Origin of the sequence: Nostoc sp. 106C, assembly GCF_002154725.1 — a bacterium.
In the GTDB taxonomy this organism is placed as follows: Bacteria; Cyanobacteriota; Cyanobacteriia; order Cyanobacteriales; family Nostocaceae; genus Aulosira.
This window is the reverse complement of the sequence record NZ_MTAW01000232.1, coordinates 54,881-79,219: the sequence shown is the minus strand read 5'-3', so window position 1 is coordinate 79,219 and position 24,339 is coordinate 54,881. Positions and strand designations below refer to the sequence as shown.

Sequence of the window (24,339 nt, the reverse complement as noted above, 5' to 3'; positions counted from 1 at the left end):
TGTAATTGAAGTCATACCAAAAAGCGCATCATGGCTGATATTTTTATCTCCTACTCGCGTCAAGATAGGGTATTTGTGGAGAAACTCCATGCTGCATTGGAAGAAGCGAATTGTGATGCATGGGTTGACTGGCAGGATATTCCCCTAACCGCAGACTGGTGGCATGAAATCCAGCGTGGCATCGCAGGGGCACATACTTTTATTTTTATTATCAGCCCGGACTCAGTTGCCTCTAAGGTGTGCCGCCAAGAGGTTGAGCATAGCGTTAAAACTAACAAGCGTTTAATACCCATTTTGTGGCGAGAAGGTTTTGAGATCGAGCAGCTGCATGAAGCGGTGGCAAGGCACAACTGGGTTTTTTTTCGAGAGCAAGATAATTTTGATCGTGCCCTTCAGTCTTTGCTGAAAGCGATTAACACTGATTTGGACTATGTATATGCGCACACGCGCCTGCTTGTACATGCTCTAGAGTGGGAAGAAAAAGCACGCAATGATAGCTTTTTGTTGCGTGGTAGCGATTTGCAAGAGGCAGAACAATGGTTACAGCGGGGAGCTAGCAAAGAACCAAAACCCACCGAACAGCAAATCAACTACATCAGTAAAAGCCGCGAAGCTGAAGATGCTTACCAAAGGTTGATTCAGGCAGGACAAAAGTCAAAGCGGATGGTGCAGATTGGGTCAGCAGTGCTGGGTGTGACAATATGTGCAGCAGCTATCGTCAGTGCGATGACCATTCGGGCGCTTCAAGAACTACAAGAAGCGAAAACTGCAACGCAGCTAGAACGGGAAGGAGCAACTGCCTTGCAGCAGTTTAACTCAGATCAGTTAGGTGCGCTCTTGGCAGCATTACAAAGTGGTAAAGCGTTGCAAACATTGGTAAGAGATGGCCGTCCCATCGCCCAATATCCCACCACCAGCCCGCTGTTTGCCCTGAGAACGCTGCTGGAAAACATCCAAGAACAGAATCGCATTCGAGCGGATCAGAGCAACGTTTCCAGCGCCCGGCTTAGCCCCGATGGTAGCAAAATTATCACTGTTGACGATCGCGGCACTATAAAGCTATGGACTGCCACAGGACAACGAGTGGCTGAATTTAAAGGACATCGGGGGCAAGTCTTGGATGCCACCTTTAGCCCAGATGGTAAAACAATTGCGACTGCCGGCAGCGATCGCATTGCTCGATTATGGAATCTTTCAGGACAACAATTGGCTGAATTCAAAGGACACCAGGGATTAATCTGGAGTGTGAGTTTTAGTCCTGATGGTCAACGACTTGCTACAGCCAGCGTTGATGGCACAGCTCGATTGTGGAGCCTGACAGGACAACAACTCGTTGAATTTAACGGTCATCAAGGACAGATTGCGTATGTCCGGTTTAGTCCAAATGGGCGGCAATTAGTGACAGCTGGGAGCGATCGCACGGCGCGGCTGTGGAGCCTGACAGGGCAACAAATCGCCGAATTTAAAGGGCATGAAAGTAGCATTAGCGAAGTCAATTTTAGCCCTGACGGCAAAACTATTGTGACTGCTTGTGATGATGGCACAGCCAGGTTGTGGAATTTGGCGGTTAAAACCCTTGCCGAATTCAAAGGGCATTTAGGTGCAGTCTTAGGGGTGAGTTTTAGTCCTGATGGAACGCGAATTGCTACGTCTGGAAGAGATAGCACTATCCGTGTGTGGAATCTCGCAGGGCATCAGTTGGCTCAGTTTAAAGCGACACTCTGGATTAACAGTGTGAATTTTAGCCCAGATGGTCAGCAACTGATCACGGCTGGCGGCGATGGTACTGCCCGGTTATGGAATCTTGCACGACAGATTACTGAATTTAAAGCCAGTCAAGGGTGGATTTGGAGCCTGAATTTTAGCCCAGATGGAACGAAGATCGCTGCGGCTGGAGTTGATGGAATGGTTCGCCTGTGGAATCTGACAGGGCAACAAATAGCCGAATTTAAGGGACATCAAAAATCGGTTTGGAGTTTGAGCTTCAGCCCAGATGGGACAAAAATTCTCACCGCCGGAGATGAACCTGCCCGGTTGTGGAACCTGAAGGGACAGCAGATTGCTGAATTTGGAGGTCATGGGCAAGGAATTTATCGTGCCAGCTTTAGCCCGAATGGTAGAAGCATTGTCACATCAGGAGAAAATGGCATGATTCGTTTGTGGACTTCAGGGCAACAAACTGGGAGTTTTAAGACGAATGACGGTCAAATATGGAGTGTCAAGTTCAGCCCTGATGGTAAAACAATCGTTACCACTGGAGACCAGGGAACATTTCATCTTTGGAATCTCTCTGGAAAGCAACTGGCAGAATTCAAAGGGCATCAGGATATTGTCTTTCAAGCGAACTTTAGCCCGGATGGTAAGTTAATTGTTACCGCCGGAAAAGATGGTACTGCCCGGGTATGGAATCTTGCAGGACAACAGCTTGCTTTGCTCAGAGGACATGAGGGACAAGTTTTTGATGCCCGGTTCAGCCCCGATGATGGTCAGCAAATTGCAACTGCGGGAGAGGATGGTACTGTCAGATACTGGACTGTTTCCGGGCAGCAAATCGCTAAGATTAGAGATTATCAAGGTGAAGTTTGGAATGTAGCTTTTAATCCTAAAGGGCATCAAATTGCGATCGCAGGTGAAGGTGGCGTTATCAAATTCATGCCCTTTGAGAATGCAGATTTAGATCAACTGTTGACACGCGGTTGTCAGTGGTTACACAACTATTTGCAGTATAATACTGACCTTAGTGAACGCGATCGCCAGATTTGCCAAGGAATAGAAAGTCGGAAGTAACGAGTCGTGCGATCGCCTTGAGGTTGATGTTGTTCTCACATACTACTAGATTATCCTTTTTCCTCAGGACTTATGCAAAAATTGCCACAAAGCTTAATTGATCGAACCGCTTATATCCTTCCTGGTTGCTTACCCGCAACTTTTAAGCGGATGCGATAAACACCCTGACCTGCGGTTATGTAAAGAGTTTTGTAGTCTTTATTGCCCCAAGCCAAATTTGTGACGACCTCTGGCACAATAATTTTGCCTAGTAGTTGACCTGTTGGGGAAAAAATCCAGATTCCTTCTGGCCCGCTACAGTAGATATTGCCTTTAATATCTATTTTCAAACCATCAGGTACGCCTTTGTCCTTGGGTTCTTTCAACTCCGCAAAAACCCTGCTGTTAGTTAAAGTGCCATCTGATTTAACGTCGAAAATGCGGATATTTCCTTGTGCAGAGTCACTAACATAGAGTTTTTTCTCATCAGGTGAAAATGCGATTCCATTGGGACGTAGCATTTGTTTATTGAGCAAAGTCAAAGTTCCATTCGGCCGCCAGCGATAGATGCCATAAAAGCCAAGTTCTTCCTTTTCCTTGCTGATGCCGTAGGGTGGGTCAGTAAAATAAATGCTTCCATCTGACTTAACTACAACATCGTTCGGACTGTTGAGAAGTTTGCCCTGGTAGCGTTCCGCCAAGACTTTTATTTGACCATTTTTTTCTGTGCGTACAAGACGACGGTTATGTTCAGCGGTAATTAACCGTCCTTGTGTATCAAAAGTATTACCGTTGGGATTGCCAGCAGGACGACGAAATACGGAAACTTTACCGTCAGTTGTCAACTTATAGATAGTATCGGCGGGGATATCACTGAAGAGTAAAAAGCCTCTGGGATGCCAAACTGGCCCTTCTGTAAATTTTAAACCACCAGCCAACTTTTCTACTTTGGCGTCAGTGTCCATAACAGCTTGTATGCTACTGGAGATATTTCCACTGCTGTGCTGTATCATCAACAAACTTAGTAACAAATTGCACGCTGCTATTTGGAAAATAAATTTTTTCACAATGAACAATACCTTCGCCAAAATAAAGAGGATAGTAACAAAATTGACAGAGTTTTTTCACATAATCTTCCCTTGGGTTAATAGACAGACGTTTACTGTTAAAAAAATCCGCCTGCCGATACTAGAAAATTGTTTGCTAAACCCTACATGATGCTATCTGGCGCGATGTCGTGCGGCAACCCCCTTCGGGTTCGCGTTGATGGTCATGCCATAATTCGGCACACATTATCTAACGGGAGGATACTGCGTGAGAACGGGTGCTCATTACTTGGGTAACGGAGAGTGTGAATTTACAGTCTGGTCGCCAACACTAAATAGTGTCGCGGTGCAAATTTTGACGCCACAACAGCAAGTAATTCCGCTAAAACCCCAAGCAGAGGGTTATTGGCAGACGAAAGTAAATGATGTCTATCCAGGCACACTTTATCGCTATGTCTTGGATGGAGAAAACGCCTTTGCCGATCCAGTATCGCAGTATCAACCTGAAGGAGTTCACGGGCCGTCGCAAGTTATCGATCATCAGTTTGAGTGGACAGATGACGAGTGGACTGGGGTTCCTTTGGAATCGATGATTTTCTATGAACTCCACGTTGGCACATTTACACCTGAAGGCACCTTCACCGCCATCATTCCCCGCCTAGCAGATTTAAAAGAACTGGGGATTAATGCTATTGAAATCATGCCCATCGCCCAGTTCCCCGGCGACACCCATATTGAACCTTCTCTGGCATACCGCAACTGGGGTTATGATGGCGTTTACCCGTTTGCTGTGCAAAATTCCTATGGCACACCAGCCGATTTGAAGCAGTTAGTGAATGCTTGCCACCAACACGGTATTGCTGTAGTGCTGGATGTGGTTTATAACCACTTTGGCCCAGAAGGTAACTACATGGGTCAATTTGCACCTTACTTTACTAAAACCTATAAGACACCTTGGGGCAATGCAATGAATTTTGACGATGCCCATAGTCAGGGTGTGCGTCACTATTTCATTCAGAATGCGCTGTATTGGTTGGGAGATTTCCATATTGATGCATTGCGGCTGGATGCGATTCAGGCAATCTACGATTTAGGTGCCAAACATTTTTTATGGGAATTAGCAGAAGCAGTGCATAACTTCTCTCAAGATGGGGGACGCAAACGCTACTTAATTGCCGAAAGTGACTTAAATAATCCCCAAATCGTTCGTCCGCCGGAACTGGGTGGCTACGGACTTGATGCTCAATGGAGTGATGACTTTCACCATGCTTTGCACGCATTGTTAACAGGCGATCGCCAAGGATATTATCAAGACTTTGGACAATGCGCCCAACTAGCCAAAGCTTATGAAGATACCTTTGTCTACGATTGGAAATACGCGCCTCATCGCAAACGATTTCATGGTATATCTTGCCGCGATCGCCCGCCATCACAATTTTCCGTCTGCATCCAAAATCACGACCAAATCGGCAACCAAATGAAAGGCGATCGCCTTTGGAATCGTGTATCCTTTGAAGGATTGAAATTAGCCGCTGGTGCTGTGTTGCTGTCACCGAACTTACCTTTGTTGTTCATGGGTGAAGAATACGGCGAAACCGCGCCCTTCATGTACTTTGTCAGCCATTCCGACCCCGATTTAATTCAAGCAGTACGCGCCGGACGCAAACAAGAATTTGAAGCCTTTCACTATGACGAAGATCCACCAGATCCAGAATCAGCAGAAACCTTTTTGCGTTGTAAACTTAACTGGCAATTACGCAACGAAGGCCAGCACAAAGTTTTACTAGATTGGTATCGTCAGTTAATAGATTGGCGCAAAGCACATCCCGCACTATTGAAGCAAGACCGCAACTGCATTCAAGCAACTAGCGACGAAGATAAACAGTTGGTCATAGTGCGTCGTTGGAGTGAATCAAGTGAAGTGATATTTGCGCTGAATTTCAATCAATCTCCAGTGAAGGTGACTCTGCCAATTCAGCGCCATGCTTACAAACGATTAGATTCCGCCGATACTTCATGGGCCGGGCCTGGTTCACAAGCACCAGAAGATTTGTCTGTAGGACAAGAACTACAACTGCAACCCACCAGTCTCGTGCTGTATGAATTAGAGCCTTGAGGCAGGAGGCAGGAGGCAGAATGCTGTAATACACTCTTCTCTGCTTCCTCTGCGTCTCTGCGGTTCGTAAAAAAATCCCCTTCATTTCCCAGTCAAAACAACAATCCTATGCGAATTCCCAAGGCTACTTATCGAATTCAATTTACATCTCAATTTGGCTTTGAAAACGCTAAAGCGATCGCATCTTATCTAGCAGATTTAGGTATTTCCGATTTATACGCCTCCCCCATCTTCAAGGCAAGATCCGGAAGTACACATGGCTATGATGTCGTTGATGCTACTCAATTAAATCCTGAATTGGGCAGCACAGAGTCCTTTGAAGCCTTAGTTAGCGAACTTCAATCCCTTGGTATGGGCTGGTTGCAAGACATCGTGCCCAATCACATGGCTTATAGTAGCGAAAACGCCTACTTAATGGACGTATTAGAACACGGTCCTGATTCTAGCTATACAGACTACTTCGATTTGTGTTGGAATGCTCCCTTTGGCGATCGCGAACAGCGAATTCTCGCTCCCTTGCTAGGAGATTTCTACGGTGTTTCTCTAGAAAAGGGAGACATTCAGCTACAATATGAGCAAAACGGTTTAACTGTTAACTATTACAGCTTAAAATTGCCTTTGCGGTTAGAGTCCTACACCAAATTCCTCACCTATAATCTGGGCAAACTCACCCGCACTTTAGGACGCAATCATCCCGATTTCATCAAACTCTTGGGGATTCTCTACATCCTCAAAAATGTGCCTTCAGAAGTGGCTGGTAAACAGCGACAAGACCAAATCGCTTTTATCAAAGGTCTGGTTTGGGAACTTTACACCAGCAACGATAATATCCGCGAGTTCATTGATGAAAACCTCAAAATTTTTAATGGAGAAGTAGGTAATTCAGATAGCTTTAACCTCCTAGATGATATACTCAAAGACCAATTTTATCGTCTCGCCTTCTGGAAAGTCGGGGCGGAGGAAATGAACTACCGCCGCTTCTTTACTGTCAACGAACTCATTTCTGTGAAAGTTGAAGAGCTAAGAGTTTTTAATAACACTCATAGCTTAATTCAAAAGCTAGTAGAAGAAGGCAAATTCACTGGTTTACGAATTGACCATATTGATGGACTTTATAACCCCACACAATATTTAGAACGCCTCCAAGAAAAAATGGGTGATGTTTACATCACAGTGGAAAAAATCTTGGAGACTACAGAAGATTTACCAGAAAATTGGAGAATTGAAGGTACATCTGGATATGATTTTTTAAATTATATAAATGGGATATTCTGCCAAACGGAAAATGAATGGTATTTTGATAAAATTTACCATAGCTTTATTGGTTCAAAAGTAGATTATGCATCTCTGGTCAAGGCTAATAAGCACCTTATTCTCGAAAAGAATTTGGCAGGTGACGTTGATAATCTAGCTATTCTTTTGAAGAATATTTCCAGCAAATATCGCTATGGTAATGACTTTACAGTTAATGGATTAAAACGAGCGATCGCGGAAGTTCTTACCCTATTCCCTATTTATCGTACCTACATTACACCTGATGGCATCCATGATAGCGATCGCGTCTACATTGAAGAAGTAATTCGCCAAGCCAAGGAACAAGCACCTCTATTGCAGCACGAGATGGACTTTATTGAAAAGCTGATGCTGCTAGAGTTTGACGATTCCCTCACGCAAACAGAACGCGAACAATGGCTATATTTTGTTCTGCGGATGCAGCAATACACTGGTCCCTTAATGGCGAAAGGCGTGGAAGATACCACATTATATGCTTACAACCGTTTTCTGTCGCTGAATGAAGTCGGCGGAAATCCTAGCCACTTTGGTATCTCCCTAGCCGACTTCCATACCTTTAACCAAAAGCACCAAGCCAACTGGCCCCATACAATGAACACCACCGCCACCCACGACACCAAGCGCGGTGAAGATGTACGCGCCAGGTTGAATGTGTTGTCAGAAATTCCAGATGAGTGGGAGCAACAGGTTAATACCTGGAGTAGCATGAATCAAGGGCATAAAAGCGATCGCAATGGTTCGGCTATGCCCGATCGCAATGATGAATATTTTCTCTATCAAACACTAGTAGGGGCGTTTCCTTTCGCGGAACACGAACAATCATCTTTTGTGGAACGGGTGAAGGAATACATCATTAAATCCATTCGGGAAGCGAAAGTGCATACAGCATGGTTACGTCCTGATAGCGAGTATGAAGAGGCTTGTACTTCCTTTGTGGAGAAAGTGTTAGACCCTTCCATCTCAAAGGAATTCCTGGCAGATTTTCGCGTTTTTCAACAGCGAATTGCAGATTATGGAATTTTCAACTCTCTCTCCCAAACTCTATTAAAAATTGCCGCCCCTGGCGTACCCGACTTTTATCAAGGAACCGAACTTTGGGAACTCAGCTTAGTCGATCCAGATAACCGTCGCCCTGTAGATTTTGAGCAGCGACGCACTTATTTCAGTGCAATAAAAGAGCAGATTAAGACCGACATTCTAGGCTTAATTCAAGAATTACTCACCCACAAAAACGATGGCAGAATCAAACTATTTTTAACAGTACAAGCCCTCAAAGCCAGAATAGACTATCTCGAATTATTCCAAGACGGTGAATATCTGCCATTAGAAATTCACGGAACCTATGCTGATCGCATCATCGCCTTTGCCAGACAGCAGGAAAATCAAACAGCGATCGCGATCGCCCCTCGCTTTCTCACTCGCCTAATCCAACCTGGAGAATATCCTCTAGCTGAATCGGTGTGGCAAGATACACGCCTCCAATTACCCAAAGGAACTTCCTCCACCTGGAAAAATCTTCTAACTCAGCAATCCTTAGAAGCTACAGGAACATTATCCATTGGCGCAGCCCTTGCCCACTTTCCAGTTGCTTTGTTAGTGAGTGATTAGCTCACTTTAATTAAAAACCACAGAGGCACAGAGACACAGAGAAAGAGAATTACTCTTGCTTTCTTCTTTGCATCTCTGCGCCTCTGCGTGAGAAAAAATTTTTGATTCATTGCTTATGACTACTCAATCTTCCACCCAATCGCCATTCACCAGCACGCAAATTAACGCCGTGCGAACCTACATCAAAAAAACCTGGAAAACATTAACGCGATCGCACGAACATTTATTACAATCTGCCAAGGATACCAAGTTGGAGCACAAACCAGGTACTCCCTGGATTATTTACATTTCGCCTAGAGAAGATAATCCTAACATTCAGTCTGTGTTAGAGCGATCGCTGTCTGCGGAAGATATGCGACAAATCGAAATTCGCACTCTACCCCCCGAAGCCGAAGCAATAAGAGAACATGGATTGCTATACCTACCAGGGTCTTACGTTGTCCCTGGTGGACGCTTCAACGAAATGTATGGCTGGGATAGCTACTTTATTTTGTTGGGGCTGTTAAGGGATGGAGAATGGGATTTAGCCCAAAGTCAAGTCGATCAACTTCTATATCAAGTGCAGCATTACGGCACTATCCTCAATTCCAACCGTACTTATATGCTGTCACGATCGCAACCGCCAGTTCTTAGCCTCATGGTTTTGGCAATGTTCCAGCATACCCAGGATGAAGAGTGGCTGAGGTCAGCTGTACCGCTTTTAGAGCAATTTTACTATTACTGGGTAGTACCGCCCCATCTCAACCCTGCAACAGGCCTATCGCGCTATTATGCCTTGGGTGAAGGCCCTGCGCCAGAAGTCTTGTTCTCCGAACGAGATGAGGAAGGAAAAAGCCACTATGAACGTGTCAAAGAATACTATCAAAGGTTTGAGATTGAAGACTATGATGTCAGTCTTTACTACGACAGGGAAAATGATGAACTAAGCAATCTCTTTTACAAAGGCGATCGCACGATGCGCGAGTCTGGCTTTGATATCAGCAATCGGTTTGGCCCTTTCAGTATCGATATTATCCACTATGCACCTGTGTGCCTCAACAGTTTGCTTTATCAAATGGAACAAGATTTAGCGCAGATTAACGATATTTTAGGGAACGAAGAACTAGCGCAGCAATGGCGCGATCGCGCAGATAGTCGCCGCGATCGCATGGATCAGTATCTCTGGGATCAGAAGCAGGGATTATATCTTGACTATCATTTCCAAACTGGAAAACGCCGCCATTACGAATTTGCTACCACCTTCTATCCCTTGTGGATGGGAATAGCCTCGGAAGCACAGGCCAAACGCATTGCCGAAAATCTTTCTTTGTTTGAAGCACCAGGCGGAATATTTACCAGTACCCGTGTCACTGGTAATCAGTGGGATGCACCTTTTGGTTGGGCACCTTTGACATTAATTGCCGTTCAAGGACTGCATCGTTATGGCTATCATCAAGAAGGCGATCGCATTGCGCGTAAGTTCCTAGCTATGGTCATTAAGGAATTTGAGCGTCGCGGCATCTTGGTGGAAAAATACGATGTAGAACGTTGTTCTGCCAACGTTTCTGACGAAATCTGCTTTGGATACAGTTCCAATGAAATCGGCTTTGGCTGGACTAATGGTGTTGTTCTAGAACTCCTCGCAACTTTGGCTTGAGACTGCGTAATGCTAATTCTTCAAATGAAAGCAACAGATAAGGACGTGTAAGCACGCAGATAGAGTGGCGCGGAGATTGATGTATCGTCAGATTTTAGAGAAATATAAGTCCTAATCAAAAACAACCACAGATGAACACCCATAAAAACCGATATTTGTCTGGTCTCTATAATTCTTTGATTATTGAAGAATTTACAATTTAGCAATCTTTAAGTGGCGGCTCTAAATCCGCCACTTAATTATACCAATTTGAAAAAAGAATGCGACAGATTGTAGGGGCACGGCACTGCCGTGACCTCTAGAATATATTGATGTGTCGCAAACATTATTTGAATTGGTATTATTTTGCACCAAATTCAAAATTGGGTGCGGTGTTTCACCGTTTATTCATCCGCCAGTCACACTCAGGTCTATTCCCCAATTCTGGCAAAGTCGCGCGTGTGTTTTGTTAAACCCAATTGAAAAACCCTATTTTAAACAGGTCGCTGCTTTAATGTGGCAAACACAGATAAGTAGAAGGCAAAAGGGAAAAGCCAGTTGCTATCAGGGTTTTAAACTTTTGTATTTTACATTTAATGAGCTGAGTTCTAAGAATATAACGAATATTCCAACTTTCTCTGAACTGTACTTAACATTTAAATAAATTTAAGTAAAAAATTATACTAAATAAAATATTTTCATAGATTAATTATTTACGTTTGTGTATTCCCTGCCTACACGCCAATAGGACGATCACTAATTACTTAATATTCACATTGCAAATTGGCTCTAAAGTTTTAATTTTCAATGAAGATGTAGTAAAAATAACTACGATTTTTAGAAAATAGGTCAGAATGAAATAACTAAATTTCAAGCTGGGTGACGATTAATACAAATCTTATAAAAATTGGCAATAATTATTGGAAATTTAGCATTTAGATTCTACTTTTTAGACCACAATTTTTTTAGTCCTAATAATCACAGCATAAATTGTGAAATTTAGGATATTGGCATAGATAAAGACCACATATTTTCTAGAAAAATATATTTTGTCAAAACTTTTAACATGGAATTAATAACTAATTCATTAGTTTCAAAAGAAAACGAATTACTTATAAAGGAGTATCAACCATCATTATCAAAAACTAATCCGGAACAAGATAGGTTCAGATTAGCTAACTTGAAAGAATCCGAAGAACGTCAGTTACTAGCAAAATGGAATGATACTCAAACTTATTATCCTAAACAAGCATGTATTCATCAGCTGTTTGAAGTACAAGTAGAGAAAACACCTGATGCTGTGGCGCTAGTATTTCAGAACCAGCAAATTACCTACCGAGAGCTAAATTGCCGTGCTAATCAACTAGCACGATATCTACAAACACTAGGGGTAGGTGGAGAAGTTCTGGTAGGAATCTGCATAGAACGCTCAATAGAAATGGTTGTTGGACTATTAGCTATCCTCAAAGCCGGTGGAGCTTATGTACCAATAGATCCAGGGTATCCGCAAGAACGTTTAGCTTTCATGCTGTCAGATACCAATGTGTCGGTACTATTAACTCAAAAAGAACTAATTGCCAAATTACCTAGTCATACCGCATCTATAATTTGCCTAGATAAAGATTGGAATGCTATCGAGCAAAATAATCAAGAGAACCTAACTACTAACATCACCGTCGACAACTTAGCTTATGTGATGTACACTTCAGGTTCTACAGGTACACCCAAGGGTGTTTGCGTCATTCATCGTGGTGTAGTTAGGTTAGTCAAAGAAACTAACTATGCGCAATTAACAGATAAAGAAGTATTTCTGCAACTTGCGCCGATTTCCTTTGATGCTTCAACTTTTGAAATTTGGGGTTGTTTACTTAATGGTAGCAAATTAGTAATTTGCCCTCCTCACACACCATCTTTAGAAGAATTAGGACAAATTATTCAGCTACACCAAGTTACAATTCTCTGGCTGACAGCTGGTTTATTCCACTTGATTGTAGATGAAAAAATTGATGCTTTAAAATCCTTGCGTCAACTTTTAGCGGGTGGTGATGTTTTATCTGTTCCCCATGTGCAGAAGTTTATTCAAACAGTAGAAAACTGCCAGCTAATTAATGGTTACGGCCCCACTGAGAATACAACTTTTACCTGCTGCTACAGCATCACAGCGCCGCTACAACCAGGTGCTTCGATTCCGATTGGTCGCCCCATTGCCAATACCCAAGTTTATATATTAGACGACAACCTCCAACAAGTAGCGATCGCAGAAGTTGGCGAGTTGTACATTGCTGGTGATGGGTTAGCTAGAGGTTACCTCAACCGTCCCGATTTGACTGCTGAAAAATTTATTTCTCACTCCTTTGATAGTAATTCACCAACGTGTCTATATAAAACTGGCGATTTAGCGCGGTTTCTGCCAGATGGTAATATCGAATTTTTAGGAAGAATTGACAATCAAGTAAAAATTCGCGGTTTCCGCATTGAACTTGGGGAAATCGAAAGAGAAATTGCTCAACATCCTGACGTGCGAGAAAATGTGGTTCTAGCACTTCAGCCAGAAACAGGCGAAAAGCAGTTAGTTGCTTATATTGTGCCGCATCAGCACAGTAGTTATACGCACAATCAATTACGGAGCTTTTTACAGCAAAAACTGCCTAATTACATGGTGCCATCAGCGTTTGTGTTGTTGGAATCAATGCCTTTAACTGCAAACGGCAAAGTTGATAGACATAAATTACCCGCACCCAGTAGAGAACGTCCACAACTCGAACAAGCGTACATTGCTCCCCAAACTGATTTAGAACGCCAATTAGCAAGGATTTTGGGCGATTTACTGAAAATCAATCGCGTTGGCATTGATGATAACTTCTTTGATTTGGGAGCAACTTCCATCTCAATTCTGCAAGTTACAGCGCGGATACAACAGGAACTTGGCATTGAGTTACCTGCGGTGAAGCTTTTTCAATATTCAACAATTGGCACATTAGCAAAGTATTTGCAATTAAAACAAAACAGCCAACCTGCTTATGACAAGCTGCAAAGTCGCGCTCAACGCCAACAAGCCGCTCGTGCTCGTCGCCGTCATCATCAACAAGGTGTTTAAGCAATGTTAGATACGCAAGCATCGGATAATCAAGATCCCATTGATGGTATTGCCATTATTGGCATGGTAGGAAGATTTCCTGGCGCTAGAAATGTCGATGAGTTTTGGCGCAATCTCTGCGAGGGAGTAGAGTCAACAACTTTCTTTCAAGATGAAGAGTTAGATCCAAGTATTGATCCCAACCTTTGCCAAGATCCTAGCTACGTCAAAGCTAGAGGAACCATCCCAGGAGGCGAAACCTTTGATGCGGCTTTCTTTGGCATTAATCCCTCAGAAGCTGTGGTGATGGACCCGCAAGCGAGAGTTTTTCTAGAGTTGGTGTATGAAGCTTTAGAAAATGCTGGTTATGAATCAGAGTCTTTCGATGGTTTGATTGGGTTATACGCTGGTTGTGGTCAAAATACTTATTTTGCCAACCACATTAGCGGCCGGATGGAAATTGTCGATCGCATCGGTGAATTCCAAACGATGCTAGCTAATGAAAAAGACTTTTTAACCACCCGTGCGGCGTATAAACTTAACTTGAAAGGCCCGGCTGTCAGTGTAAATACTGCTTGCTCTACTTCCTTGGTAGCCATTATTCAAGCTTGCCAAGCACTGAGTAACTATCAATGCGATTTGGCGTTGGCTGGTGGTGTATCTATGACTACACCCCAAAATAGCGGTTATATCGCTCAAGAAGGCAGTATGCTTTCCGGGGATGGACATTGTCGCCCCTTCGATGTTAACGCTCAAGGCACAATGTTCAATAACGGCGCAGGAATAGTTGCTCTGAAGCGTTTAGAAGATGCATTGCAAGATGGCGATCGCATCTATGCTGTAATTCGCGGACTTGGTATCAATAATGACGGCGGTGATAAGGTGAGCTTTACGGCTCCCAGTGTAGATGGACAAGCCGAAGCCATTGCGATGGCGCAAGCTTATGCCAACATTCACCCCGAAACTATCTCTTATATTGAAGCGCACGGTACAGCCACACCCTTAGGCGACCCGATTGAAATTGAAGCTTTAACGCAAGCATTCCGAGTGCATACAGATACGAAACAATTTTGCGCCATTGGTTCAGTTAAAAGCAATGTTGGGCATTTAGTAGCGGCGGCTGGGGTAACGGGTTTAATTAAAACTGCGCTCTCGCTTTATCACAAAAAGCTACCCCCAAGCCTGAATTTTACTGCCCCCAACCCCAAAATTGATTTTGCCAACAGCCCCTTCTATGTCAATACCAAACTAGTGGAATGGCCAGAAGGTGAAACTCCACGCCGCGCTGGTGTGAGTTCCTTTGGTGTGGGTGGGACAAATGCTCATGTAGTTTTGGAAGAAACCCCAGAAATTCAACCTGTCGGTGCTTCTCGTCCACAGCAGCTATTGTTGCTCTCCGCCAAAACAAGTACAGCCTTAGATGCTGCAACCGCCAATTTGCAGCAATATCTCCAATACAACGCCGAAATTAACTTAGCTGATGTTGCTTATACCCTACAGCGCGGACGTAAAGCCTTTAACTATCGCCGCTATGTAGTTTGTCACGATATTACAGATGCGATCGCCTCTCTCCAATCTTTAGATCCCAATCAAGTAAGTACCCGTCATACAGAAATCCGCAATCCTCCCGTTGCTTTCATGTTCCCCGGACAAGGATCGCAATATGTGAACATGGGATTGAATCTCTACGAGCGCGAACATATATTTCGCGAGGTAGTAGATCGATGTGCGGAAATTCTCAAACCTTTGCTGGGGAGAGATTTACGCGAAATCATGTATCCCGCACCAAGCGATTGCGAAACTGCGGCTATTTCTTTAAAACAAACCTTCTTTACCCAGCCAGCATTATTCGTGATTGAATATGCCCTAGCGCAACTATGGCAAAGGTGGGGAGTTAAACCCCAAGCCATGATTGGGCATAGTATTGGTGAATTTGTCGCCGCCTGTATTGCGGGTGTATTTAGCTTAGAAGATGCGCTGATGTTGGTTGCAACTCGCGGTCGCTTAATGTGGGAGTTACCGGGAGGAGCCATGCTCTCAGTCCGCCTCCCAGTCAACGAGGTAGAGCCGCGATTGAGTGCGGAATTAGCGATCGCCGCAATTAATGGCCCCTCCTTATGTGTAGTTGCAGGCCCTACAGAGGCGATCGCATCGCTGCAACAACAACTAGAAACTGAAGAGATTGTCTGTCGCCATCTCCATACCTCCCACGCTTTCCACTCACCAATGATGGATAGCATTGTGGCTCCCTTTGCAGAGGTAGTTGGACAAGTTCAATTATCCGCACCTCAAATTCCCTTTGTTTCCACTGTCACAGCCAACTGGATTACAGATGAGCAAGCCACCGATCCAATGTATTGGGCGAATCATCTGCGCCAGACTGTGCGATTTGCGGAAGGCGTACAAACTCTCTGGGAACAGCCAGAACGGGTATTGCTGGAGGTAGGGCCACGCGCCACAACTGCAACCTTAGCGCGCCAACAAGCAAAAGATATCAAACAACAAATTGCGATCGCTTCTCTGGCTGACAACGCTGAGAACGAAGCGGAATGGAATGCATTACTCAAAGCAGTAGGACAACTGTGGTTAGCAGGAGTGACTATCGACTGGAGCAATTTCTATCAAGACGAAACACGCCAGCGAATCCCACTTCCGACTTATCCCTTTGAACGCCAACGTTTTTGGATCGATCCGCTACCCCATCCCAACCGTACCAAAACTGCTCAACTTCCTAATCCCCAAAGTGTAGAGAAACCTGCAACTATGTCATCCCCCAAGCAAAAACTTATTCCCCTGCTCAAAGAAGTTCTCGAAGAAACCTCTGGATTGGAAATCGCTGGTTTTGATGAATCAACAACGTTTTTAGAAATGGGGTTAGATTCCCTATCTCTAACTCAAGTTGGGCTAGCGTTAAAGAAAAAATTTAAAGTCAAGGTAACACTCAGGCAATTATTAGAAGTTTGCCCGAATTTAGGAACTTTAGCAGACTTAATAAATGAAGGTTTATCTCCAGAAACTTTATCCGCGCTTGGTTTAACAGAGACCGTTGCAGAACCTCCCCCAGAAGCACCATTACCAACACCTGCAACCATAGTTCCCATGACTGTATCTGCACCTCAACAAATTGCTGCTCAACCTGTTGTTGCATCCGGTTTCTTAGAAACTGTGATTAATCAGCAGCTACAAATTATGACTCAACAATTGGCGTTACTGGGTAACAATAATTTATCCCTGACAACACCAGTTGTACCGACAGTATCAACTCCGCAAAACACTGTATCTGTTACCCCTACCCAAACCACAAAAGAAGCAAAACCGGCAGTAGAAGCCGAGACAAATGGCGCTAAAAAGGCATTTGGTGCAGCAGCGCGAATTGAAAAAACTCAGACTAAAACTCTCACAACAGCACAACGCGCTTATCTAGACAAATTTATCCACAGATATACACAACGGACGCAAAAATCCAAAGAATATACCCAATCTCATCGCCGTTATTTGGCAGATCCCAGGAGTGTTTCTGGCTTCAACCCCACGATGAAAGAGATGGTTTACCCAATTGTGGTATCTCGTTCATCAGGTTCTAAACTCTGGGACATTGACGGTAATGAATACGTCGATTTAAGTAATGGTTTCGGTTTGAATTTATTCGGTTGGTCGCCAGATTTCATTACCGAAGCAATTGAAGCCCAACTGAAACTGGGTATGGAAATCGGCCCCCAAACTCCTTTAGTAGGAGAAGTCGCAAAGTTAATGTGTGAATTAACCAACTTTGACCGCGCCGCTTTTTGTAACACAGGTTCAGAAGCCGTTTTAGGGGCGATGCGATTGGCGCGGACAATCACAGGCCGTAACTTAATCGCTATCTTTTCGGGAGCTTATCACGGCATTTTAGATGAAGTCATTGTTCGTGGTAGCAAGCAACTGCGGTCAATTCCCGCTGCGCCTGGTATTCCACCAGAAAAAGTAGAGAATATTTTGGTACTGGATTATGATTCACCCGAGTCTTTAGAAATCCTCAAGAGTCGGGCTGATGAATTAGCAGGGGTGATGGTGGAATCAGTGCAAAGTCGCCGCCCAGAATACCAACCCAAGGAATTCTTGCAGCAATTGCGTAAGTTTACTGAAGAGGCTGATATTGCTCTGATTTTTGATGAAATCGTTACTGGATTTAGGATTCATCCCGGTGGCGCGCAAGCTCATTTTGGTATCAAAGCTGACATCGCAACCTACGGTAAGATTGTCGGCGGTGGACTACCGATTGGAGTCATTGCTGGGACATCAAAATATATGGATGCTCTAGATGGTGGCTTTTGGCAGTATAGTGATGATTCAGTTCCAGAGGTTGGTGTTACATACTTTGCTGGTACTTTCGTCCGCCATCCCTTAGCACTAGCAGCCGCAAAAGCAGTATTGCAACATTTAAAGCAGAGTGGCCCTAGCTTACAGCAAAATCTCAATGCCAGAGCCGATAAGTTTGTGGCAGAAATAATGGGGTATTTTCAACAAGTACAAGCACCCTTCACCGCCTATAATTTCGGCTCCCTATTCATGGTGAAACCTGCACCAGAGTTTCTCTACGGAGATTTGCTCTTTTACTTAATGCGCGAAAAGGGAGTACATATTTGGGATCACCGTCCTTGCTTCCTCACCACAGCACATTCCGAAGCTGATTTGGCTTTCGTGATGACAGCCTTTAAGGAGAGTCTGGCTGAAATGCAAGCTGCTGGATTCTTTGCTGCACCTGCTGAAGAAGTAACAACCCGCAGTCAAAATGGAGTTGTCGTTACCAATAACAGCATCCGCAATCGTCCTCCCCAGCCTGGTGCAAAATTAGGACGCGATCCGCAAGGTAATCCCTCTTGGTACATCCCCGATCCTGAGCGTCCTGGGAAATATTTACAAGTCGCCAGTGTTTCCTAGCGTGTTTTAAAACTTTGGCGTTGCATATTTGTGGGATGACTTATTTCATCTAATTCAGCAACGCCAAACATCAATCACACAGAACAATAGACTTCTTCCAAAAGTCCTGATTTTCGCCTTTTCCTTTGCGTCTTTGCGTGAGACAAAAAAATATTTATACAAGAAGTCTAATATTGAGAGCCAGTAATTTTTGTAATACTTTTAAATCAAGGTTTTTATGACAGTTGATAATTTACTTGCAAGTATTTCTATTAAGCCCGATGCAAAACTTCCTGAACAAGTCATTCAAGCTGAACCTTTAACTTTTAAAGAAAATTTCAACTCTTCTCACTTCATGTTTGCTCATAATCTGGCGGGACACCCTTTGTTTGAAATTCCCCGCTTGGTTGAGTTAGCAGATACTATCCTCAGTCAGGGGAGAATCGACAAAATCCAGTCTTATACCAGTAGAGTTCCTGTTGAACAAAAGTGGAATCATCGACCTGGAATCAAGCAAATTACAGAGGCGATCGCAAATATTGGAGAATCCGATTCTTGGGTGATGCTTGAAGATGTTCAAGTAGACCCAGAATATGCTGCCTTGCTCGACAAGATCGTAACTGAACTTGAAGTTCTTACAGGTAAACCTCTCCGGCAGGAAATGACCTGGCTAGGTGCTTATATCTTTATTGCTTCTCCAAATTCTATTACGCCTTACCACATCGATAGTGAACTGAATTTTCTGTTTCAGATTCAAGGCGAAAAAGATATGAGCCTCTTCAATCAAAACGACCGTTCCATACTGAGCGAGGAAGAGATTGAAAAATTTTATATAGGCGACCTAAATGTAGCAAATTATAGAGAGGAAAATCAGAGTAAAGCGAGCGTTTACCATTTGCAACCAGGTAAGGGAATTCATCATCCAATACTGGCACCCCATTGGGCTAAAAATGGTAATAACGTCTCTGTGGCTTTGAGTATCCTCTTTTATTTGCGACCTTACGATCTAAAAGCCAGAGTATATCAAGTCAACAGCTATCTGCGCAAACTGGGATTAGAACCCACTGCGCCAGGCAAGTCTGCACTGCGCGATCGCATCAAAATCCTTGCTTTAGGTCTTATATCTGATCGCCGCCCGAAAAGTAAATTTGCAATACTGCGCTCTGGTGTATTAAGAATCAAATCCATTGAGAGAAGGCTAAAGAAATTTACTAACCATATTGTGAAAAAAATTAGATTTCTTTCAAATTAACACAATTATCAATACTAAGTATTCTTGCCATATTTCCTTAGCTCAATTATAGGGTTTTAGGGTGGGCAATGCCCACCGAAATCCGAACTATGTTTAGGTTATTTAAATAAAAAAATAGCAAAATTATTAATGTATAAACAGATCAAATCGCTCACTTCTCTACGTGGTATTGCAGCCTTGGTTGTTGTTATACATCATTTTTCTTACTACGCTTTACCTAAAACTGGTTCAACTTTATCAATCTATAGCGATTTTTTCCGCAATGGATATTTGTGGGTTGACTTCTTCTTTATTCTGAGTGGTTTTATCATGACCCACGTTTATATCGGAGATTTTTCGGCAAAGGTGAGTTTAGATAAATATCGCTCCTATTTATTCTCGCGTTTTGCTAGAATTTATCCTATACATGTATTTACCTTGTCCTTATTTGTTGGATTAGAAATTTTAAAAATATTTTTACTAAATCATTCTGCTTTCACTGGTAAATTTAACTTAACTGCTCTTTTTGCTAATATTTTACTTTTACAAGCCTTCGATTTAAACTGCCCACCTTTATTTTGGTGTAATACTTATTGGAATGAACCTGCTTGGTCAATTAGCGTAGAGTTTGTTATTTACTGTGTATTTCCAATATTATTGTTCTTTTTACTAAAAAATAGCTTTAAAAATGATTTAATATTTTATATTTATGCTCTCATTAGCATATTACTATTAGTCGTTTTTACCCGTGGAAATTTAGATAGCATTATCGGTATACCTTCGATAGCTAGATGCGGGCTAGAATGTGTACTCGGCATTATCACTTACAAAGTCTATCTTAGAGGCAATTATCAAAAGTATTTCAATCTTAATTTATTGGCAATTATAGCGATAACTTGGATAGTTCTAATTATGCACAATTACTGGGATCATTTGCGTAGCCTTCATGATTGGTTGATTCTACCAGCTTTTTCGCTACTAATTTTAGCTGTATCTGTCAATAACAATAATGTGATATCAAAAATTTTGAATTCACGGCTAATGCTGTATCTCGGCACTATATCTTACTCAATTTATATGGTTCATTGGTTTTTTCAAGAATTGTTAAAACTATTTTGGGTTTACAAATATAAAGATGTTTTTGGTAAAGGATTTACAGAATACGAAGCCTTGATGTATCTAGGAGGATTTTTGATGAGTGTCTTATTGGCTGCATCATTGACATATAGATTTATAGAAGTTCCTATGCGTAACTATTTAAAGTCTAGATTTTTGGCTAAATAGTATTGAATGTTAGTAGTTTATCAACATAAATTTCCAGCCAAACACATTGAATAAATCGAGAAAATAAGAGATTTTTATGACTTTATCGCCTGTAAATTTCCAATCCTCATTAGCTGCTGTTGATTTCGATCCGTTTGCAGATGGAGAATTACTATTAACCGCCCCTGCTACTGAATCTCAAAAAGAAATTTGGGCTTCTGTACAAATGGGGGATGCTGCAAATTGTGCTTATAACGAGTCCCAATCTCTACGGCTCAAAGGCGAACTTGATGTTACAGTTTTCCAGTCTGCACTGCAAGAGTTAGTGCAACGTCATGAAGCGCTCAGAACAACTTTTAGCACAGATGGTAATACACTCTGCATTGTTGGTTCGCTACAAATTGAAATCCCGATTATTGATATTTCTAGTCTAGAACAACAGGAACAACAGGAAAAATTAGCTAGTATCAGACGACAAGAAGTAGAAAAGCCCTTTGATTTAGAACATGGCCCTCTATTTAGGGCGCAAATTATCAAATTGCAGCCGCAAGAACATATAGCTATTTTAACTGCTCATCATATTATTTGTGATGGTTGGTCTTGGGCAGTGCTGATGCCAGATTTGGGTAAACTGTATTCTGCCTTGCTAGAGGGTATTGTTCCAGAGTTAGAAGAAAGCGATCGCCTAAGTGATTATGCAATTTTGCAAGAAGAAGAGGTAGATAGCCCAGAAGCGATCGCCACAGAACAATACTGGCTAGAACAATTCGCTGACTCTGTACCTGTACTGGATTTCCCCTGCGATCGCTCTCGCCCACCTATCAGAACTTTTAACGCCGCCCGCGAAGATTGGCAATTAAATCCGCAACTAGTTGCAGATCTCAAACAACTAGGCTCAAAGTTTGGTTGTAGTTTTATGACTACTATCCTGGCAGGATTTGAGGCTTGGCTACACCGTCTCACCGGACAAAATGACTTAGTTGTCGGTATTCCCGCCGCTGGACAAGCTGCTTTAGGTCAATATAATCTCGTAGGTCATTGTGTAAATTTACTACCACTGCGTAGCCAAATCAATAGCGCACAATCTTTCAGTGAATATTTGCAGAGCCGTCGTTCTACTGTTTTAGATGCCTACGATCATCAACAATTTACCTTTGGTAGTCTGGTTAAAAAATTAAGTATTCCACGGGATTCGAGCCGGATTCCTTTGGTTCCGATTACATTTAATATCGATCAAGGTTTAGATAGCGATAAACTCCCCTTCAGTGGTTTAGAAGTAGAATTTTTCTCTAACCCTCGCTCCTTTGAGAACTTTGAACTATTTATTAATGCTACAGAATTACGCGGTCAACTAACTCTGGAATGTCAGTACAACACTAACTTATTTGATGCTGACACTATCCGCCGCCGGATGGCAGAGTTTGAAACTTTGTTGCAGGGTATAGTTGCAAATCCCAATCAAACTATTGCGAAATTGCCCATTTTGCCAGCAGTTGAGCAACAGCTACTAGCAGTATGGAACCAAACTCAAACCAACTATCCTCAAGATAAATCCATCCATCAGTTATTTGAGGAACAGGTAGCGCGTACCCCTGATGCTGTGGCTTTGGTATTTCAAGGACAACAACTCACTTACCGAGAGTTAAATACTCGCGCTAATCAATTAGCACAATACCTACAAACATTAGGAGTAGGCGCAGATGTGCTAGTGGGAATCTGCGTGGAACGCTCTTTAGAAATGATAGTAGGTCTATTAGGTATCCTCAAAGCTGGCGGGGCTTATGTACCTTTAGATCCGGGTTATCCTCAAGAACGTTTGGCGTTCATGCTTGCGGATACCCGAATTAAATTATTAGTTACCCAAAAACGATTAGTTGAAAAACTACCCACTCATACTGCAAATGTAATTTGCTTAGATGCAGATTGGCATACTATCAGCCAACAAGCGACAGAGAATCTAATTACTAATGTCAAGCCTAATAACTTGGCTTATGTAATGTACACCTCTGGTTCTACAGGTCAACCTAAAGGTGTTAGTGTTATTCATCAAGGTGTAGTGAGGTTAGTTAAAGAAACTAACTATGTCAGCCTCACCGACAAAGAAGTATTTCTGCAAATTAGTCCTGTTTCTTTCGACGCTTCCACTTTTGAAATCTGGGGTTGTTTACTTAACGGTGGTAAATTAGTAATCTTCCCTCCTCATACCCCATCTTTGGATGAATTAGGCGAAATAATTCAGCAATACCAAGTAACAACTCTGTGGCTCACAGCAGGTTTATTCCACCTCATAGTTGATGAAAAAATTGATGCTTTAAAACCCTTGCGTCAACTGTTAGCTGGTGGTGATGTTTTATCGGTTCCTCACGTTCAGAAATTTCTCAACACGGTAGACAACTGTAAATTAATTAATGGTTACGGGCCAACAGAAAGTACAACTTTCACTTCCTGTTATGAAATTACAGCACCATTAAAGCCAGGGGCTTCTATTCCTATTGGTCGTCCAATTGCTAATACACAAGTTTATATTTTGGACTCCTATTTACAACAAGTTCCCATTGGCATTACAGGTGAGTTGTATATTGGTGGCGATGGTTTAGCACGAGAATATTTCAATCGCCCAGATTTAACTGCTGAGAGATTTATTGCTAACCCCTTGAGCGCAGATTCTCAATCACTCTTATATAAAAGTGGTGACTTGGCGCGCTATTTGCCCAATGGCGAGATTGAATACCTCGGTCGGATTGACAATCAGGTAAAAGTTAGTGGTTTCCGCATTGAATTGGGTGAAATTGAAATCGCACTTTTACAATCTCCGCTAGTGAAAGAAGCTGTGGTGATTGTGCGTGAAGATTCTCCTGGGGAGAAAGTGCTAGTTGGGTATTTTGTGGCTGAAACTGGTGAAGATAGTTCGCAAATTATTTCAGAGTTACGGCGATTCTTAAAACAACAATTGCCTGAGTATATGGTGCCAAAGATTTTTGTGGCACTAGAAGCTTTACCGCTAAATGCGAACGGCAAAGTAGATCGCCGCGCCTTGCCAAAACCTGATGCTTATAGTCCAGAATTGGAAGCAAATTATGTTGCACCCCGCACTCCCATTGAGCAGCAGATTGCAGATATCTGGACACAGGTTTTAAATGTCAAGCAAGTTGGAATTTATGACAACTTTTTTGAATTGGGTGGATATTCTCTGTTAGGAATTCAAGTAATTTCTCGTCTGAGACAGGCTTTGCAAGTAGAAATTTTGATGTCCAATTTATTTGAATTACCAACGGTAGCAGATTTGGCTGAACGAGTGGAAACTCTGCGTTGGGCTACCCAAGGTATTCAAGCTGCTGAGAGTGATTCGGTAGATGATTACGAAGAAGGTGAGCTTTGATCCTTCCATAGCTAATCAGATTTGGTAAGGGAAGGGGAGAAATCCTC

10 protein-coding genes are annotated in these 24,339 nt (G+C 42.8%); 9 read left to right on the top strand and 1 reads right to left on the bottom strand.

Going from position 1 to position 24,339, the window contains the following annotated elements:
- The first annotated feature begins 30 nt into the window (after positions 1-30).
- Positions 31-2,787 carry a TIR domain-containing protein gene (locus BV375_RS33825; protein WP_086768737.1) on the top strand — a complete coding sequence of 919 codons (2,757 nt, stop codon included), beginning with the start codon at positions 31-33 and terminating at the stop codon, positions 2,785-2,787.
- Between the two features lie 110 nt (positions 2,788-2,897).
- On the opposite strand, the gene BV375_RS33820 is transcribed toward BV375_RS33825, so the two are convergent.
- Positions 2,898-3,731 (bottom strand): SMP-30/gluconolactonase/LRE family protein, encoded by an 834-nt coding sequence (locus tag BV375_RS33820; RefSeq protein WP_243714139.1) that lies wholly within the window; start codon positions 3,729-3,731, stop codon positions 2,898-2,900.
- Positions 3,732-4,080: 349 nt separating this feature from the next.
- On the opposite strand from BV375_RS33820, the gene treZ reads away from it, so the two are divergent.
- The 8 genes from treZ (at position 4,081) to BV375_RS33780 (ending at position 24,292) form a co-directional block, all read left to right on the top strand.
- Positions 4,081-5,928 (top strand): malto-oligosyltrehalose trehalohydrolase, encoded by a 1,848-nt coding sequence (gene treZ, locus BV375_RS33815; RefSeq protein WP_086768732.1) that lies wholly within the window; start codon positions 4,081-4,083, stop codon positions 5,926-5,928.
- Positions 5,929-6,036: 108 nt separating this feature from the next.
- Positions 6,037-8,829, top strand: a complete 2,793-nt coding sequence (treY, locus tag BV375_RS33810; RefSeq protein ID WP_086768730.1) for a malto-oligosyltrehalose synthase — start codon at positions 6,037-6,039, stop codon at positions 8,827-8,829.
- 115 nt (positions 8,830-8,944) lie between these two features.
- Positions 8,945-10,465, top strand: a complete 1,521-nt coding sequence (locus BV375_RS33805; RefSeq protein ID WP_086768728.1) for a trehalase family glycosidase — start codon at positions 8,945-8,947, stop codon at positions 10,463-10,465.
- Positions 10,466-11,510: 1,045 nt separating this feature from the next.
- Positions 11,511-13,541, top strand: coding sequence for a non-ribosomal peptide synthetase (locus tag BV375_RS33800; protein WP_086768726.1), 2,031 nt, complete (start codon positions 11,511-11,513; stop codon positions 13,539-13,541).
- Positions 13,542-13,544: 3 nt separating this feature from the next.
- A complete protein-coding gene (locus BV375_RS33795) occupies positions 13,545-18,440 on the top strand; it encodes a type I polyketide synthase (RefSeq protein WP_086768724.1) in 4,896 nt (1,631 codons plus the stop codon).
- A gap of 217 nt (positions 18,441-18,657) precedes the next feature.
- Positions 18,658-19,671, top strand: coding sequence for a hypothetical protein (locus tag BV375_RS33790; RefSeq protein WP_086768722.1), 1,014 nt, complete (start codon positions 18,658-18,660; stop codon positions 19,669-19,671).
- Between the two features lie 129 nt (positions 19,672-19,800).
- Positions 19,801-20,934 carry an acyltransferase gene (locus BV375_RS33785; RefSeq protein WP_243714138.1) on the top strand — a complete coding sequence of 378 codons (1,134 nt, stop codon included), beginning with the start codon at positions 19,801-19,803 and terminating at the stop codon, positions 20,932-20,934.
- A 76-nt stretch (positions 20,935-21,010) separates the two neighbouring features.
- Positions 21,011-24,292, top strand: a complete 3,282-nt coding sequence (locus BV375_RS33780; protein WP_086768718.1) for a non-ribosomal peptide synthetase — start codon at positions 21,011-21,013, stop codon at positions 24,290-24,292.
- Positions 24,293-24,339: the final 47 nt, after the last annotated feature.